Below are 16,505 nucleotides of genomic sequence, written 5' to 3' on the forward strand. Positions count from 1 at the left end.
ACCGCTACTAATTTATCCTCTGTTTTAAATTTAGCCATAGAAAAACTGCACCCCTTATTGTTAGATTGTGTGTCCAACAAATGGGGTGCAGTTCACCTTTCGGGAGTTTTCTTAATTAGCTTTCAAAACCTTTATTTTTTCTAAATATGGTGAGTTTGGTTGGCGGCAGCTCTGCACATATCATCCCCGCAAAAATAAGGATACAGCCAAAAAGGGCACTTATAGATAAACGATCCTGAGCCCAAAAATAACCTGTAATCGCGGCAAAAACCGGCTCCATCGCAAAAATTAACGCTACCCTTGTAGCAGAAGTATATTTTTGGAAACCTGTTTGGATAAAAAATGCGATTGCCGTAGCAAAGATACTAGTGATAAATAATGCAACGATAACATCTTGTGAAAGTAAAATGTCCATTTTATATGCTGTCTGCCAATCCTCAAAAAGAAAAGAGGACAGGGTTGATAACAGGGCTACGGTTGAAATTTGGATAGCTGTTAATAAGAGCGTCGGGTACTTACTGCTAAATTTCCCGGTAAGTATTATGTGCAGTGCAAAACTAATCGCGCAAATAAACACAAAGCCATCGCCGATATTCAAGGATGTTACATCTGTCATGGTCAGAAAAAAAAGACCTGCTGTTGCGATTAATACGCCAAATAACGCATTTTTACTAGGGTACTGTTTTAGTAAAAACAGTGAAAATAAAGGGACTAAGACTACACTTAAGCCGGTGATAAATCCAGCCTTTGAACTAGTCGTATACAAAAGGCCAATCGTTTGGGTCACATAGCCAAGAAAAAGCCAAAATCCTATAAACACACCTGAGGCCATTATTTTGAGATTCAATTGTTTTAGCTGTTTCTTTTCAAAAATGAGCAGGCAAAGAATTAGTAAAACAGCCGCAATGAAAAAGCGGATTCCATTAAAAGCAAATGGTGGGAGAAAATCAATTGCATTTTGGACTAACACAAAGGTTGTTCCCCAGATTAATGTAACAAGAAGTAAACTTATATCAGCGAATAAAGGTCTTTTCATGATGACTTATTAGGCTCCTCGCTTGAATTTTTTTGAATGGCAAGTCTGGCTAATTCATCAGCAGTCTTGTTTTCCACACTTGGAATCCATTTCATGAAAAACAGTTCAATCTTGGCTGCTAAATGTAAGGCTTCCTCTAGTAACGGGGCATATAATTTGTTTTTGACAAATTCCTTTTCAACAGATTTACTGACCAATTCCGAATCGGTCCGAAAAGAAACGATTGAATGGACATAGCCCTTTTCAAGGCAAATCTTCAGTCCGTTAATAAAAGCATGAAATTCCGCCTCGTGGTTTGACATAATTCCAAGCGGAATCGAATATTTTTCTACAGTGCCGTTTGCCTTAATAAAGATTCCCGCTCCACTGCGTCCAGGATTACCTGCACTTGCTCCGTCGATGTAAACCTCAATCAATGTTAGCTTCCTCCATTTTTGTACTATTGAAAGTTTACCATATATAAATAAAGGTATGCAGGAAAATATTTTTTCTAAACCTTAAGTGGGCATGATATAAAGGAATATATGTTAGCATAAACAGAAATCATTCATGAAAGGCTGAAACCAATGAGATATAGGCTTGAGTGGAATCATAAATTAAAAAATAATCAAAAGGTTCAATTTTCGTCTGAATGGGTATCGGGTGAAACAGCTATTCAAATAGGCGAAGAACTGGAGGGTTCGGGAAAAGCATCAGATTTATATTTTTATGATGAAAAAGGGACCTCTTGGATTTTAAAGGAAATAAAAAAGCTGTTAACCGAAATTGAGGAAGACCCTCATGAAATTACTGTTTACTTTGACGGAGGGTTTCTAAAGGAAACAAATCAGGCAGGGCTTGGCGTTGTCCTGTTTTATAAACAAGGAAAGAAGAAATACCGGATCCGCGCGAATGAACGCTTGGATGAAATGGATACGAACAATGAAGCTGAATATGCTGCTTTTTATTATGCACTAAATATTTTAGAAGATTTGGGTGTCCATCACTTATCATGTGAATTTAAAGGGGACTCACAAGTAGTCTTAAAGCAGCTTGAAGGGGATTGGCCGTGTTATGAGGAAACGCTTAACCGCTGGCTTGACCGCATTGAGGAAAAAATGAAAACACTCGGACTTGTGGCTAAATACACTGTTATTTCAAGAAAGGAAAATAAAGAAGCAGATAAACTTGCCACCCAAGCATTAGAGGGGAAAGAAATCTTTGCGAAAACATTAATTTTATAAAATATGGGGTGTTCTTAAATAGTGAAGAATTCAGTCAGAAAAGAGCTGCTCGGTCAAGTTGAAAGCTTGATGAATCAATACTGTGATGGATGCTTTCTCCATCAACAGTTAAAAAAAGAAGGCGGGCGGAGATTAGCACACCGGTTTTGCATTTCTCAATGCACTGTTGGGGAAAAGCTTCAAGAATACGGGGAAAAGCTAACATAAAAAAGGCTGACAATTTTTGTCAGCCTCTGATTGGTTATGATCATTTAGGATTATAGTTTTACTACGTTAGCTGCTTGTGGTCCACGGTTTCCTTCAACGATTTCGAAAGAAACTTCTTGACCTTCTTCTAATGATTTGAAGCCGTCGCCTTGAATAGCGCTGAAATGTACGAATACATCGTCGCCGCCTTCTACTTCGATAAAACCAAAACCTTTTTCATTGTTAAACCATTTTACTTTACCGTTTTGCATTTACTTCTTCCTCCTAAGCCTTTCAAGACACCAATGTTAGTGTCAAAGATAAATATTATCCTGTAACAAATCTAATATAGAATTCGGTTACATGATGCTTTAAATATACAATAATGGAAATGGTCAGTCAAGGAGTGTAAACTCATTTTTTGGTTAAATTATCAATTTTCTTTTAATTTGGCTGTGTTAAAAGTGAATGTTGATTTCCGTTCCAGGCGCTTCGCTTTCCGCGGGGCGGGCGGTGAGCCTCCTCGGCGCTAAAGCGCCTGCGGGGTCTCACCTGTCCCGCTGCCCCCGCAGGAGTCTCGCGCCTTCCACTCTAATCAACATTGTGTTCAAAATCAACAATGTTCTTTAACACAGCCTTTAATTTAGGAGTAACACAATTTTAGAATCCTAATAAAGAAAGAGATGTTTTATTACTTTACGGATATTGGACAAAATGGGAGAATGGATTCGGGGAAGTATATAAAAGAGGAGCAATTGTTATGAAATTAATTATTGCCGAAAAGCCGGATCAAGGTTCAACGCTAGCGTCAATTTTTAAACATAAAAAACAAAATGGTTTCATTGAAATTTTTCCAAATGATGTTTTTCTTAAGGGGGCCTATGTCACCTGGGCAATTGGTCATATCTGTCAATTAGTTTCACCGGAAAAGTACCAGCCTGGCTGGAAGAAATGGTCATTAGATAATTTGCCCATCATACCGGAACACTTCGAGTATGAAGTAACAAAGGATAAAGCCAAACAATTTGCGGTCATCAAAAAATTGGTTACCAACCCCGCAGTGACGGAAATTATTCATGCGGGTGATGCCGGCCGTGAAGGTGAACTAATTATCCGCAATATCCTCAGGTTAACAAAATGCCGTAAGCCGATGAGAAGACTGTGGATCTCCTCGTTAACAGCCAATGCCATCCGGGAAGGATTTAAAAAGCTGTTAGACGAGCAGGAGACCAGGAGTTTGTATTTTGAAGCCTACACAAGGGCATGCGCGGACTGGGTGGTTGGCATGAATGCGTCACGTCTTTATAGTTTATTGCTTCAAAAACAAGGATTTTCCGATGTTTTTTCGGTTGGCAGGGTGCAGACACCTACATTAGCGCTAATTGTAAAAAGAGAACTAGAAATAGAGAATTTTAAGGCAGAGCCGTTTTGGGAGGTACTTGCACATTTTTTAATCAATGGTAAAAAATATAGCGGGAAATGGCAGAATGACGGGGAAACCCGCGTAAAAACAAAAGAACTAGCAGAAAAAATAGCTGCTTTTTGCCGGGAAAAGCCTGCTGAGGTAAGCGAAGTTCTTTCAGAGCGAAAGGAATTTTTCCCGCCGTTTTTATATAATCTATCAGCCTTACAAGCAGAAGCAAATAAACGCTATAAATTCTCGCCGAAAAAAACGCTGGATGTCCTGCAGAAGCTATATCAAAAAGGAAACGTCTCCTACCCGCGTTCGGACTCACGCTACGTAACGAAGGAAGAAGCTGCTACTTTCCCGGAGATTCTAAACAAATTAAGTCAGATTAAAGATTATCAAAACTTCTTTCCGTTGCCATTTGCCTCTATTGCGGATAACAAACGATATGTAAATGAAAAAAAAGTTACCGACCACTATGCAATTATCCCAACTGAACAAATTCCAAATGTTGATAGGCTTAGCCCTGACGAGCGAATCATTTATGATTTGGTGGTAACTAGTTTAATTGCTGCTCATTACAATAAGGCGATTGCCGAATATACAACCGTTACTACATTGGTCGATGGACGAGCTGCTTTTATCTCGAAAGGTAAGGTGCAAATCGAAGAAGGCTGGAGAAAAGTGCTGAATCCAAAGGACCGTGATGATGAACCGGCGCTCCCTTTGCTGACAAAAGGGGAACAAGGCCTGACGGAAAAAGTGGATGTCAAAGAAAGTCAGACACAGCCGCCAAAGCGCTATACAGAGGGTCAATTGATTACGTTAATGAAAACAGCAGGCAAGCATATTGATGATAAAGAGCTCGAGAAAATATTGACAAGGACTGAAGGACTCGGTACAGAGGCAACAAGGGCAGGTATTATCACGATGCTAAAAGACCGCTTATACATTGATGTCAAAAAGAATTTAGTGTATGCGACCGCAAAGGCAAAAATTTTGATTGGGGCAATTGGTCAAGAAATCCTGGCGTCACCAGAAATGACCGCAAAGTGGGAACAGAAATTGAAGGAAATATCAGAAGGGTCTGCCGCACCAAAGCAATTCATGGAGCAAACCCAAAAGATGGTCATCCATTTAATTTCGTCAAGTATTGGTCAAGCTGCTAATTGGTCTTTTTCGGACGATGTCCGCGAAAATTTTGCTCCAAGCAGGCAAAAAACAAAAAGGCAGTCATATACAAAGCTGGGACCATGTAAAAAATGCGACGGGTCAGTCGTCGACAAAGGGAGCTTCTATGGTTGTTCCAATTATCAAAAGAATCAATGTAATTTCACGATTTCAAAAAAAATTCTCGGGAAAAATATTACCCAGAAAAATATTAAATTGCTTCTAACAGAAGGAAAAACAGATGTGATTGAAGGATTTACAAACAAGGACAAAACCTTTAATGCAAGGCTTTTTCTTGATGAACAGGAGCTTAGAGTCAGATTTTTATTTGCGGAGGAGCAGCGAAATAATTCCAGATAAGGTGTCTCCCGAGTGATAAACAGCCTTGTCACTCCATTTTTTCTATAGTAAACTTTGTATGGACAAGAGGCGGAGCGCCGCAAAAATGGTTTTTAGTGATGATGGACAATGGAGGGTACGGGATGCCAACACCTAGTATGGAAGATTATATCGAACAAATATATATTTTGATTGAAGAAAAAGGATACGCACGAGTGTCGGATATTGCCGAAGCCTTGTCAGTTCATCCCTCCTCAGTAACGAAAATGGTTCAAAAACTGGATAAAGATGAATATTTAGTATACGAGAAATATCGGGGACTTGTGTTAACATCAAAAGGTAAAAAGATTGGCAAGCGCCTAGTCTTTAGACATGATTTGTTAGAGCAGTTTTTAAAAATTATCGGTGTAAAAGACGAGAATATTTATCATGATGTAGAAGGTATTGAGCATCATTTAAGCTGGGATTCTATTGATCGTATTGGTGATCTCGTTCAATTTTTTGAAGAAGACGAGAGCCGGATTGAGGCGTTGAAAGAAATTCAAAAACAAAATGAGCAAGAACAAGTATAAAAAAGAAGCACCTAGCGAAAAATGGCTAGGTGCTTTTAAAATAAATTCGGGTAATGGTCAAAGGATTGGTCGGTTTCTGGCAATAACGAAAGATTCCCGTCTGAATCCTCAAATGACTGGACACCTTGGATGCAGCCATTCTCTGCCTCTGCTAATGCCTTTCGATAAGAAATAATCCGGCCTTCAGACGTGACAAAGCTGATGATGTCCCCAAAATGGTTCCGATGAACACCTGTGATTGTTTCCAATTGAAATCCCCCTTTCTCTTTTATTATTCCTTTATTGTATGAAGAATAAACAAAAAGGGAAGGAAAACAAAAAAACAAGCATCGGGAGGTTCCTCCGATGCTTATTTTTGCCCCCAAGAATAGGGTGTTTCCTGATATACATAATAATTGAGCCAATTGGAAAAGAACAGGTGGCCGTGGGACCGCCAGCGATTTATGGGCGGCTGAGTAGGGTCGTTATTTGGAAAGTAATTTTCCGGCATATGAATCTCCAAGCCTTTGTTCAAATCTCTTTCATATTCCTGTGCGAGTGAATCCGATTCATATTCCAAATGTCCAGTTATCATTACATGCTTTCGATTTCGAGAAGCAATCAACAACGCTCCAGCATCTTCTGAGGCGGCCAATAATTTTAATTTCGGGTTATTCAAAATCGCTTTAATTGATACATCCGTATAGCGGGAATGGGGCGCGTAGAAATGGTCGTCAAAGCCGCGCAGTAAAATATCATTTTGTTCGAAAATTCGGTGCGCATAAATGCCGGAACATTTTCGCTGCAGCTCAAATTTACCAATTCCGTAATGATAGTAAAGCGAAGCCTGTGCGCCCCAGCAAATATGTAAGGTTGAGGTTACATTTTTGTTGGTCCAGTCCATTATTTCTTTTAATTCGCTCCAATATTTCACTTGATCGAATTCAAGAAGCTCAACTGGGGCACCGGTAATAATCATCCCATCAAATTGCTGATTTTTGACGGTTGAGAACGTGGTATAAAACTGCTCCAGATGCTGTTTACTAGTATGCGTAGATTCATAGGAATCGGTTTTCAAAAACTTGACATTTACCTGCAAGGGTGAATTTCCTAATAATCTTAAAAGCTGTGTCTCTGCCTTTTCCTTTTCCGGCATTAAATTCAAAATAAGGATATTTAAAGGTCTTATGTCCTGGCTAACCGCTCGTTCATCGTCCATGATAAAAATATTTTCCTGCTCAAGGACCTCCCGAGCAGGTAAAAGTTTTGGAATGTTAATTGGCAAGTGATCATCCCCCTCTTCTAATGTGTAATTCAAAATGTTACATCCATTATTACAACGCCATGCAGATAAAAGTCAATGAATAGCACAAAAATTTGATATTTACATTATAAACATTATTATAAATTCAGAAAAGATAATAATTTGTTCATATTTAATCATCGGATTGGAAACCCTTTTTTGATACAATGAAGTGGTAGTTTAAATTCAAAATGTTGAATGTGGGGGATTAATGTGGCTATGAAAACATCTGTTAAGTCAGACATTGAAATTGCACAAGCATCAACGATGAAACCAATTGTAGAAATTGCTAAAAAAATTGGTTTAGCAGAGGATGACCTCGAGCTTTTTGGAAAATATAAGGCGAAACTTTCTAATGAAGCCCTAGCTAAAATTAAAACGAAAGAAAGTGGAAAAATTATTCTTGTCACCTCGATAAATCCTACACCTGCTGGTGAGGGAAAATCGACGGTAACAGTGGGGCTAGCGGATGCATTCACTCGGATTGGGAAAAAGGCAATGATTGCCATGCGTGAACCATCATTAGGCCCGACCATGGGAATTAAAGGCGGAGCGACAGGAGGCGGCTATTCACAAGTCCTGCCGATGGAAGATATAAACCTGCATTTTACGGGGGATCTTCATGCAATTACGACTGCCAATAATGCGCTCGCAGCCTTAATGGATAATCATCTCCAGCAAGGAAATGAACTGAATATCGATCAACGGCGCATCGTCTGGAAACGGGCAGTTGATTTAAATGATCGTGCCTTAAGAAAAGTGATTATCGGACTTGGCGGCCCGCTTCAAGGTGTTCCAAGAGAAGATGGCTTTGATATCACCGTGGCATCGGAAATTATGGCGGTCTTATGTTTAGCGGCAGATTTAAAGGATTTGAAATTACGATTATCGCGAATGGTTGTTGCCTATAATGATAAAAAGGAACCAGTTACCGTCGGTGATCTTGGTGTCGAAGGCGCATTAACATTATTGTTAAAAGACGCAGTTAAACCAAACCTCGTCCAAACAATAGAGCATACGCCGGCACTTATTCACGGCGGCCCGTTTGCGAATATTGCTCATGGCTGCAACAGTGTAATTGCGACAACCGCAGCAGCAAAGCTTGCTGACTATGTCATCACTGAAGGCGGCTTTGGGGCCGATTTGGGTGCCGAGAAGTTTTTACATATTAAAGCTAGAAGTGCCGGGATTAGACCGGAAGCAGTTGTCGTCGTTGCGACCATTCGAGCTTTAAAAATGCATGGCGGCGTTCCAAAAACTGAATTGGCAAAAGAAAACATTGCCTCATTGACACTTGGATTCGCCAACCTGCAAAAACATATTGAAACTATCAAAAGCTTTGGACTACCTGTAGTTGTTGCGATTAACAAGTTTATAACCGATACAGAGTTAGAGGTTCAAACATTATTAGAATGGTGTCGAAGGGAAAATATTGCCGTCGCTTTAACCGAAGTTTGGGAAAAAGGCGGAGCAGGCGGCATTAAACTTGCTGAAGAGCTTTTAGCTGTCATTGAAAATGAAGAAAACAAGTTCCATCCGTTATACGACTTATCTGATTCTATTGAACAAAAGGTTAGAACGATTGTTCAAAAGGTATACGGCGGAAAGGATGTTGAGTTTTCCTCGAAGGCGAAAAAACAATTACTTGATTTTGAAAAGTTCGGCTGGTCTAATTTAGCTGTTTGTATGGCCAAATCACAATATTCCTTGTCCGATGACCCAACAAAGCTTGGCAGACCAACAGATTTCACCGTAACGGTCAGAGAGTTTAAACCATCGATTGGGGCAGGTTTTATTGTGGCGTTAACAGGCGAGGTCATGACAATGCCTGGCTTGCCTAAAAAACCGGCAGCTTTAAATATGGATGTCGATGAAAACGGGAATGCAGTTGGGCTTTTCTAAAGGAGAAAAAATATATGTTTGACCCAACAGCCTTTGATAATATGAAGGTGGTTATTGAAGGTGCGCTTTATGATAAGGATAGCAACGGTGACATTGTCATTATCGATCGAAACGATCTCATCAATATGGCGAAAATGTCCCGTCGGTTTAACGTATCCTTTCAAGTACCCAACAGTTCTATCACAGCTGTCATTGAGATGGAAGCGAAGCTTGTGAATTTAGCAGCCGAGCTAATCCCAAGCTCCCTTTCTGGACAGCTTGCAGGATGTCATGTGAAATTGCAATTTTCCCTTGATCATCAAAACGGAAAAATGGATTATCATGCAATGGAAGCTATCTTATTGAATGTATGGGGAGTAACTAGAAAAATAACGATGGCTGTGCACTATAATCCCTTGGAAATTGAAAATAAGGTTTCAAATGTCATAACAGTAGAATTTGGTCGATTGATTGGTGAAGACCAGTTGGATGATTTGGTGGAGATGACCGAGGTCATGACTACAACCATACAGGAATTGGAGCACTTTTATAATCAGATATAACCTTGTGCAGAGCCGGATTGTAAATCGGCCCTGTTTTTTTGTGTATAATATTTACAATTCTAAAAATTATGGTTACTATTAATAGTAGGTACCAATATTTAAAATAAGGGGAGATTGCCGGTGGTTAAAACCGCTTGGGTTACCGATAGTACTGCATTCTTAGATGAGGAATTAAGAAATCATCCTGATATATATACGATACCATTAACAATTTTACTTGATGGAGAGGAATTTTCTGATGGGATTGATCTAACGCCCTCCCAGTTGTTTGAACGATTAAAGCATCTAAAAAATCCGCCAAAAACCTCGCAGCCATCTGTAGGAGCCTTTCAAACATTATATAATCAACTTTCAAAAGAATATGACCAAGTGGCTGCTATCCTATTATCGGAAAAACTAAGCGGAACGGTTTCCTCAAGCGAGCAAGCTGCGAAGCTTGTCAAGATTCCAGTCACTACGTTTGATTCAAAAATTCTAACATATCCAATGTCTGCCTTACTAAAAAAAGGAATGGAATTACAAAGAACTGGTCATAGTTTAGGATCGATAATGTCAGTACTTGAAACGATCAGAGACACAAATGAGACTTATGTTCTTGTTGGCAGCTTGGAGCAGCTTCATCGCGGCGGGAGAATGTCAGGACTGCAATTCTTTCTAGGCAGCATGCTGAACGTAAAACCAATTATTTCGATTGTCGACGGAGCCCTGTCTGTGAAAGAAAAGGTGAGAAGCGAGAAAAAGGCAAAAGAAAAAATCCTGGATTACTTCAGGATATCCTACGAGAAATATAAGCTAAAGGAAGTATATATCCTGTACGGTTTACATGAATCACCAGCCGCTTTATTGAAAGCAGAACTCGAAGAACAATTCCCAGAGTTGAAAGTCATTTGCTGTCCATTAGGGGCGGTCATTGGCGTGCACGCAGGAGAAAATACCCTTGGGATCAGCTGGCATAATGGCTTGAAATAACAAACAAAAAGTAACCTCAAGTATTCGGGGTTATTTTTTATTTGTTATTCATGCTAAAATAGCAGGGATGAAGGCAGGTGTTCGATAATGACAAATCAACTCATAGAAATAACAGAAGTGTATGTCCGGAACGAACTTGGTGAAGACGCCACGGGTCATGATTGGTACCATGTTGACCGAGTTCGGCGCAATGCCTTATCTATCGGCAAGAAAGAAAAGGCAGGAGACCCGTTTATTATAGAAATGGCATCCCTCCTCCATGACATACCAGATGAAAAATTAAATGAAAGTGCTGAAAAAGGCAGGGCAAAGCTCGATTCTTTTTTTCAAACAATCGAATTAGCAGAAGGGGTCAAAAACCACATCATTCAAATTATCGAATCGATCTCATATAAAGGCGGACGAAAAATGGCTCTTGAATCTGTTGAGGCAAAAATCGTTCAGGATGCTGACCGTTTGGATGCGATTGGAGCAATAGGAATTGCGCGGGCATTTGCTTATGGGGGGAAAAAAGGACAGCTCATTTACGACCCGCATATCAAGGTCAGAGAAGAAATGAGCATGGAAGAATATCGAAATGGTAAATCAACAAGCATCCATCATTTCTATGAAAAACTGCTAAAATTAAAAGAATTACTGAATACAGAAGCAGCCAAAAAAATGGCGGAGAGCCGCCAGCAAATGATGCTGGACTTTTTAGAACAATTTTACCAAGAATGGGATGGACAAGAATCATGAAAATGCTCACAGTCGAAAATGTTTCGAAAACGTACGGGGAGAAACAGCTCTTTAACGATATTTCCTTTACAATCAGCGAAAAAGAGCGTGTTGGCTTAATCGGAATCAATGGCACCGGAAAATCCTCGCTATTAAAAATCATTGCTGGCTTGGACACTCCTGATGACGGCAAGATTACCGCTGCCAAAGACTATTCAATCGCCTTTTTGGACCAACAGCCAGAGCTTGATGCTGGAAAAACGGTTCTTGAACAGGTCTTTCATGGCGAAGCACCGATTTTAAAGCTGATGCGTGAATATGAACAAACGTTATTACAGCTAAATAGCAATCCAACTGCAGTGAAGGTTCAGGAAGAACTTTTTCAATTACAAAAACAAATGGATGCCCTTAATGGCTGGGATGTGAGCACAAATGCTCAATCGATTTTAACGAAATTGGGGATTGAAGATTTTAGTCAAAAAATCGGCGAGCTATCCGGCGGGCAAAAAAAGCGGGTTGCCCTTGCGCAAGTATTAATTGCCGAGCCTGATTTACTCATCTTAGACGAGCCGACAAACCATCTTGACTTTGATTCCGTTAAGTGGCTCGAAGATTATTTAAGCAGATATAACGGGTCGATTTTATTGGTTACCCATGACCGCTACTTTTTGGACCGGGTTGCCAATCGCATGTTTGAATTAGATGGGGGACATTTATACAGCTACAAGGGGAATTATGCGGCATTCATTGAAGCGAAAGCGATTCGTGAGGAAAATGAGGCTGCCACCTTTGAAAAAAGAAAAAATTTGTTCAGACGAGAACTTGAATGGATGAGACGCGGCGCCAAAGCAAGAACAACAAAGCAAAAGGCGCGGATTCAGCGATTCGATGAATTAGACGACAAGCTTTCAAGCGGGAAGCCTGCTAATGAGAAACTAGATATTTCATTAAATGGGAGCAGGCTCGGCAAGCAGGTTTTTGAATTGAAGGATGCTTCGAAACAGTACGGTGAGAAAACCATCTTACATCACTTTGATTTACTCGTTAAACCGGGGGATCGGATTGGAATTATCGGCCGCAATGGAACAGGGAAATCAACCTTATTAAATATTCTTGCGAAGAAGATTTCACTTGATGCTGGTGAATACATCATGGGACAAACGGTGAAGATTGCTTATTATACGCAAGAAAGCGAAGACATGGATGAAAACATGAGAATGATTGAATACATTAAAGAAACGGCAGAGATTGTTGAAACCTCCGATGGGAAAACGATTTCGGCTGCTCAAATGCTTGAACGTTTTCTCTTTCCATCGTTTACACATGGCACGCCGATTCGCAAGCTTTCTGGCGGTGAAAAACGCCGGCTCTATCTATTGAAGCTGTTAATGACGGCACCAAACGTCCTCCTGCTGGACGAGCCAACCAATGATTTGGATACACAAACCTTGACCGTTCTTGAGGATTACCTTGAAGAATTTCCCGGAGTCGTGATAACGGTTTCCCATGATCGCTATTTCCTTGATAAGGTAGCGGAACAGCTCCTTGTTTTACTTGGAGAAGGTGTCATTAATTCTTTCTACGGAAACTACACGGAATTTCTTGATAAAGAAATGGCTGCAAAACGGCAAAAACCAGTTACCGTTTCAAGTCAGCCAGCGAAAGCACCAGAAAAAGAAAAGAAGAAAAAAATGACGTTTAAGGAGAAAAAGGAGTGGAGCGAAATCGACGAGCAGATTGCAAAAACAGAAGCGCGGCTTGAAAAAATCGCTAATGAAATGGGAAATACGGGCAGTGATTTCACGAAAGCACAAGATTTGATGAAACAAGAAGCGGAATTGAATGAAACGCTCGAACATTTAATTGAACGATGGTCATATCTAGCTGAACTGGCTGAAAATGAGTAGAGGAGTAACAGTTCAACACCGAGCATCCCCAATGAATTTACGCTTGCCATTGTGTTAAACTTGAGGCAGAAATCAAAAGAATTAGGTGATGGTATTGAAGATTAAGGCAATAGAACCGACTCCAAGTCCGAATACGATGAAAATTATTTTAGATCAAGAATTGCCTGTGGGGAAAAGCCATAATTATAAAAAAGAAACAGCGGTTGATGCACCAGTCATCATTCAAGCGATTTTACAAGTTGAGGGAATTAAAGGTGTCTACCATGTTGCCGATTTTCTCGCAGTTGAACGAAACGCGAAATATGATTGGAAGGAACTGTTAGCGAAAGTCCGGCAAGCTTTTGGTGAAAAAGCATCCGATGCTGCCAGTGCCGAAAAAGTGAATGAACATTATGGTGAAATTAAGGTCGAAATCCAACTATTTAAGGATATTCCGCTTCAAGTAAAGCTCACAGACAGCAGGGCAGAACGGCGGTTTGGTATGCCGGAAACGTTTTTAAAGGCAAGGGAGCTGGCACAGCTGCCAGAAGATAATTATATCCTTTTGCGGAAATGGCAGAATCAAGGTGTCCGATATGGGGATTTTGAGCAAATTGGGCAGGAGGTTGTCGAGGAATTAATTGCGGCCTATCCAAAAGAACGTCTTGAAGCACTTGTCACAAAAGCTCAGACAAGCTGGTCCGCTTCTGACCAAAAACCAAAACGGACGCGCAGAAAAGTATCGCTTGCCGATTTACAAACGACAGAGTGGCAGATTCGTTATCAGTTCCTTGAGCAAATGGACGATCCTGAACTAATGGATTTGCCTGTCCTCGAGAAAGCTTTATCGGATGAAAAGCCTTCGATTCGCAGATTAGCAACCGTCTATCTTGGCATGATAAAAGAGAAAGAAGTCCTGCCCTATTTATATAAAGCATTAAAGGATAAAACCGTAACAGTCCGCAGAACCGCAGGTGATTGTTTATCCGATTTAGGCTTCCCGGAAGCCGCTGATGAAATGGCCAAATCCCTAAAGGATTCTAGCAAATTGGTCCGCTGGCGGGCAGCGATGTTCCTCTACGAAGTCGGGGATGAAAAGGTGCTGGCAGCTTTAAAAGCTGCCGAAAATGACCCTGAGTTTGAAGTAAGTATGCAGATAAAAATGGCGATTGAACGTATTGAAGGCGGCGAGGAAGCCAAAGGTTCAGTATGGAAGCAGATGACAGAAGCAAGAAAAACAGACAATTAAGTGGTCAAATAACAAATGATTTAGTATCCTAAAATGGAAGAAATGGAGTGATGAAATATGTCTAATGCTTATGAAGAATATATGAAACAAATGGTTTTACCGATGCGTGAAGAGTTAACAAGAGCTGGTTTTGCGGAGCTGACAACGCCTGAGGCTGTTGAGGAGTTCATCGAAAAGACAAGCGGATCAACACTTGTAGTCGTTAACTCCGTGTGCGGCTGTGCCGCTGGATTAGCCCGCCCGGCAGCAACTCAGGCCGTTTTAAACAGTGCGAAAAAACCGGAACATCTTGTGACGGTTTTCGCTGGCCAGGATAAAGAAGCAACTGCTAAAATGCGCGAGTATTTTGAAGGTATTGAGCCTTCATCGCCATCCATGGCCTTGATAAAGGATAAAAAAGTCGTTCATTTTATCCCGCGCCATGATATTGAGGGAATGCCAATGGAAACAGTGATGCAAAATCTAATCGGTGCTTTCGAAACAAACTGCTAAAAAGGATGTCATTTGACATCTTTTTTTTTATTCTTAAATATTCTTTCTAGTATAAGAAAATGGAAATTATAAAAATATTCCAAACTGTTTTTTTCCATTTTTGCAAAAAAAGAAGTATAATATTTTTTAAGTAACCCAAATTGACAAATAAAGTTTAATAGAATAAAGGGGAATGAAAAATGAACAAATGGCTCCGTAAATCATTATTTGTAATGGTTTCCGCTTTAACCTTTGGTCTTGTTACACCAACACAGCTAATGAATAACGTAAATGCAGAGAAACTGAGCGACCGAGATGCCTTTGAAGCATCAGCAGCGGAACGCAGTCTATCGTCGGCTACTGCATTTTTAGAAGAATCAGAGTTTGATAGAGATAAGTTTATCGAAAATTTAATCAAACAGGCAGAAAATCAGTCCTATCAGAAGTTTGGCACTAGAATAAAGCCAGTAATTGAAAATGAATTTCGTGAAGTTATTTTGCCAAATATAGAAAAGGCTGTTGACGAAACGGCAGCGCAATTCCCTGAAGAAGATTTAAAAAATCTTACGATAACCGAGCAGCCTGGTTCCGGACATTCTGAAAAAATTTTTAATATAAAAAATGGAGAAACAGGAAAAGATATTTTACGATTCCATGTTAGACGAGATAATCCACCTAAATCGGGATACTGGTTTAATTTTCATTATCATACCTATCATGATGATTTCCAAAGCCATCATGAGCTTGGGGCGATTTATTGGGCAAAAAATACACCGCCAAAATGGATGAGTTAGAGGTTGGATTTGCGAAGCAATATGAAAAAATTTATTATAGAATGAAACCTTTTTATCAGAGACTCGTAAATAGACTATTACCTAATTTGGAGGAATGAAGAAATGGCAATAAGTTTATCAAAAGGTCAAAAAGTAGATTTAACAAAAACAAATCCAGGGTTGGCGAATGTGGTTGTCGGCCTTGGCTGGGATACGAATAAATATGATGGCGGACATGATTTTGATCTTGATTCTTCTGTATTTCTCTTAGGGGAAAACGGAAAGGTTACAAATGAAACAGATTTTGTTTTCTACAATAATCCACAAGGGGCTAACGGAGCCGTTGTACATACTGGGGATAATCGAACAGGTGCCGGCGATGGTGATGATGAAGCAGTAAAGGTTAATCTTTCAGCCGTTCCTGCTAATGTCCAGCGAATTGCTTTTACGATTACGATTCATGATGCTGAAAGCAGAAATCAAAACTTTGGACAGGTTTCAAATGCCTATGCTCGAATTTACAATGAAGCTAATGGTGAAGAACTAATCCGATATGATTTAGGCGAGGATTTCTCAATTGAAACGGCGGTTATTGCCGGTGAATTATACCGCCACAATGGCGAGTGGAAATTCAGTGCCATCGGCAGCGGTTATCAAGGAGGATTAGCAGCGCTCGCAACGGATTTTGGCCTATCAGTAGGTTAATAATCAGAATCGAAGAGATCCACACATTTATGGGTCTTTTTACAAAAATTTTGCTTTTCTAATCTAGGAGGAATT

Annotated in this window: 18 protein-coding genes; 13 read left to right on the top strand and 5 right to left on the bottom strand. The window is 40.1% G+C overall.

The features are described from left to right. Nucleotides 1-115: 115 nt before the first annotated feature. Both ACFVSW_RS25495 and ACFVSW_RS25500 read right to left on the bottom strand, forming a co-directional pair. The gene (locus ACFVSW_RS25495; RefSeq protein WP_387319417.1) at nucleotides 116-1,036 is read right to left on the bottom strand and encodes a DMT family transporter; all 921 of its coding nucleotides are present in this window, start codon (nucleotides 1,034-1,036) and stop codon (nucleotides 116-118) included. Beyond that, the gene (locus tag ACFVSW_RS25500) at nucleotides 1,033-1,452 is read right to left on the bottom strand and encodes a reverse transcriptase-like protein (protein WP_387319418.1); all 420 of its coding nucleotides are present in this window, start codon (nucleotides 1,450-1,452) and stop codon (nucleotides 1,033-1,035) included. The genes ACFVSW_RS25495 and ACFVSW_RS25500 overlap by 4 nt, the downstream gene beginning before the upstream one ends. Nucleotides 1,453-1,602: 150 nt before the next feature. On the opposite strand from ACFVSW_RS25500, the gene ACFVSW_RS25505 reads away from it, so the two are divergent. Continuing rightward, nucleotides 1,603-2,259, top strand: coding sequence for a reverse transcriptase-like protein (locus ACFVSW_RS25505; protein WP_387319419.1), 657 nt, complete (start codon nucleotides 1,603-1,605; stop codon nucleotides 2,257-2,259). A 21-nt stretch (nucleotides 2,260-2,280) separates the two neighbouring features. Continuing rightward, a complete protein-coding gene (locus tag ACFVSW_RS25510) occupies nucleotides 2,281-2,466 on the top strand; it encodes a zinc-finger domain-containing protein (protein ID WP_387319420.1) in 186 nt (61 codons plus the stop codon). Between the two features lie 50 nt (nucleotides 2,467-2,516). Here ACFVSW_RS25510 and cspD read toward each other — a convergent pair whose 3' ends face one another. Continuing rightward, nucleotides 2,517-2,717: a cold-shock protein CspD gene (gene cspD, locus ACFVSW_RS25515; RefSeq protein WP_071459908.1), complete on the bottom strand. Its 201-nt coding sequence runs from the start codon at nucleotides 2,715-2,717 to the stop codon at nucleotides 2,517-2,519. Between the two features lie 488 nt (nucleotides 2,718-3,205). On the opposite strand from cspD, the gene ACFVSW_RS25520 reads away from it, so the two are divergent. Beyond that, nucleotides 3,206-5,383, top strand: coding sequence for a DNA topoisomerase III (locus ACFVSW_RS25520; protein ID WP_387319421.1), 2,178 nt, complete (start codon nucleotides 3,206-3,208; stop codon nucleotides 5,381-5,383). Between the two features lie 122 nt (nucleotides 5,384-5,505). Next, nucleotides 5,506-5,934 carry a transcriptional regulator MntR gene (gene mntR / locus ACFVSW_RS25525; RefSeq protein WP_387319422.1) on the top strand — a complete coding sequence of 143 codons (429 nt, stop codon included), beginning with the start codon at nucleotides 5,506-5,508 and terminating at the stop codon, nucleotides 5,932-5,934. A 35-nt stretch (nucleotides 5,935-5,969) separates the two neighbouring features. Here mntR and ACFVSW_RS25530 read toward each other — a convergent pair whose 3' ends face one another. Together ACFVSW_RS25530 and metA are read right to left on the bottom strand one after the other, a co-directional pair. Next, nucleotides 5,970-6,182 (bottom strand): DUF3892 domain-containing protein, encoded by a 213-nt coding sequence (locus ACFVSW_RS25530; RefSeq protein WP_387319423.1) that lies wholly within the window; start codon nucleotides 6,180-6,182, stop codon nucleotides 5,970-5,972. 101 nt (nucleotides 6,183-6,283) lie between these two features. Next, complete coding sequence (gene metA, locus ACFVSW_RS25535) at nucleotides 6,284-7,198, bottom strand: homoserine O-acetyltransferase MetA (RefSeq protein ID WP_387319425.1); 915 nt, start codon at nucleotides 7,196-7,198, stop codon at nucleotides 6,284-6,286. Between the two features lie 237 nt (nucleotides 7,199-7,435). Between metA and ACFVSW_RS25540 the strand changes: the two genes are divergently transcribed. From ACFVSW_RS25540 to ACFVSW_RS25580, 9 genes are all read left to right on the top strand, one after another. Continuing rightward, nucleotides 7,436-9,118, top strand: coding sequence for a formate--tetrahydrofolate ligase (locus ACFVSW_RS25540; RefSeq protein ID WP_387319478.1), 1,683 nt, complete (start codon nucleotides 7,436-7,438; stop codon nucleotides 9,116-9,118). A gap of 14 nt (nucleotides 9,119-9,132) precedes the next feature. Then, a complete protein-coding gene (locus ACFVSW_RS25545) occupies nucleotides 9,133-9,660 on the top strand; it encodes a hypothetical protein (protein WP_387319426.1) in 528 nt (175 codons plus the stop codon). A gap of 120 nt (nucleotides 9,661-9,780) precedes the next feature. After that, nucleotides 9,781-10,629, top strand: a complete 849-nt coding sequence (locus ACFVSW_RS25550; RefSeq protein WP_387319427.1) for a DegV family protein — start codon at nucleotides 9,781-9,783, stop codon at nucleotides 10,627-10,629. Nucleotides 10,630-10,716: 87 nt separating this feature from the next. Then, entirely contained in the window at nucleotides 10,717-11,367 is a 651-nt protein-coding gene (locus ACFVSW_RS25555) for an HD domain-containing protein (protein ID WP_387319428.1), read from the top strand. Further along, the gene (locus ACFVSW_RS25560) at nucleotides 11,364-13,253 is read left to right on the top strand and encodes an ABC-F family ATP-binding cassette domain-containing protein (RefSeq protein ID WP_387319429.1); all 1,890 of its coding nucleotides are present in this window, start codon (nucleotides 11,364-11,366) and stop codon (nucleotides 13,251-13,253) included. The genes ACFVSW_RS25555 and ACFVSW_RS25560 overlap by 4 nt, the downstream gene beginning before the upstream one ends. 94 nt (nucleotides 13,254-13,347) lie before the next feature. Beyond that, on the top strand, nucleotides 13,348-14,481 hold the full coding sequence (locus ACFVSW_RS25565; RefSeq protein ID WP_387319431.1) for a conserved virulence factor C family protein: 1,134 nt from the start codon (nucleotides 13,348-13,350) through the stop codon (nucleotides 14,479-14,481). 57 nt (nucleotides 14,482-14,538) lie between these two features. Continuing rightward, nucleotides 14,539-14,973: a BrxA/BrxB family bacilliredoxin gene (locus ACFVSW_RS25570; RefSeq protein WP_387319432.1), complete on the top strand. Its 435-nt coding sequence runs from the start codon at nucleotides 14,539-14,541 to the stop codon at nucleotides 14,971-14,973. 179 nt (nucleotides 14,974-15,152) lie between these two features. Continuing rightward, nucleotides 15,153-15,746 (top strand): YpjP family protein, encoded by a 594-nt coding sequence (locus ACFVSW_RS25575; protein ID WP_387319433.1) that lies wholly within the window; start codon nucleotides 15,153-15,155, stop codon nucleotides 15,744-15,746. A gap of 102 nt (nucleotides 15,747-15,848) precedes the next feature. Continuing rightward, nucleotides 15,849-16,430: a TerD family protein gene (locus tag ACFVSW_RS25580; RefSeq protein WP_387319434.1), complete on the top strand. Its 582-nt coding sequence runs from the start codon at nucleotides 15,849-15,851 to the stop codon at nucleotides 16,428-16,430. The last annotated feature ends 75 nt before the right edge of the window (nucleotides 16,431-16,505 follow it).

The sequence above is a fragment of the Neobacillus sp. NPDC058068 genome (assembly GCF_042885335.1).
In the GTDB taxonomy this organism is placed as follows: domain Bacteria; phylum Bacillota; class Bacilli; order Bacillales; family Cytobacillaceae; genus Neobacillus.

Coding starts and splice junctions, on each gene's coding strand:
- ACFVSW_RS25495 (WP_387319417.1), bottom strand. CDS start 1,036: ATGAAAAGACCTTTATTCGCTGATATAAGTTTACTTCTTGTTACATTA.
- ACFVSW_RS25505 (WP_387319419.1), top strand. CDS start 1,603: ATGAGATATAGGCTTGAGTGGAATCATAAATTAAAAAATAATCAAAAG.
- cspD (WP_071459908.1), bottom strand. CDS start 2,717: ATGCAAAACGGTAAAGTAAAATGGTTTAACAATGAAAAAGGTTTTGGT.
- ACFVSW_RS25520 (WP_387319421.1), top strand. CDS start 3,206: ATGAAATTAATTATTGCCGAAAAGCCGGATCAAGGTTCAACGCTAGCG.
- mntR (WP_387319422.1), top strand. CDS start 5,506: ATGCCAACACCTAGTATGGAAGATTATATCGAACAAATATATATTTTG.
- ACFVSW_RS25540 (WP_387319478.1), top strand. CDS start 7,436: ATGAAAACATCTGTTAAGTCAGACATTGAAATTGCACAAGCATCAACG.
- ACFVSW_RS25545 (WP_387319426.1), top strand. CDS start 9,133: ATGTTTGACCCAACAGCCTTTGATAATATGAAGGTGGTTATTGAAGGT.
- ACFVSW_RS25555 (WP_387319428.1), top strand. CDS start 10,717: ATGACAAATCAACTCATAGAAATAACAGAAGTGTATGTCCGGAACGAA.
- ACFVSW_RS25560 (WP_387319429.1), top strand. CDS start 11,364: ATGAAAATGCTCACAGTCGAAAATGTTTCGAAAACGTACGGGGAGAAA.
- ACFVSW_RS25570 (WP_387319432.1), top strand. CDS start 14,539: ATGTCTAATGCTTATGAAGAATATATGAAACAAATGGTTTTACCGATG.
- ACFVSW_RS25575 (WP_387319433.1), top strand. CDS start 15,153: ATGAACAAATGGCTCCGTAAATCATTATTTGTAATGGTTTCCGCTTTA.
- ACFVSW_RS25580 (WP_387319434.1), top strand. CDS start 15,849: ATGGCAATAAGTTTATCAAAAGGTCAAAAAGTAGATTTAACAAAAACA.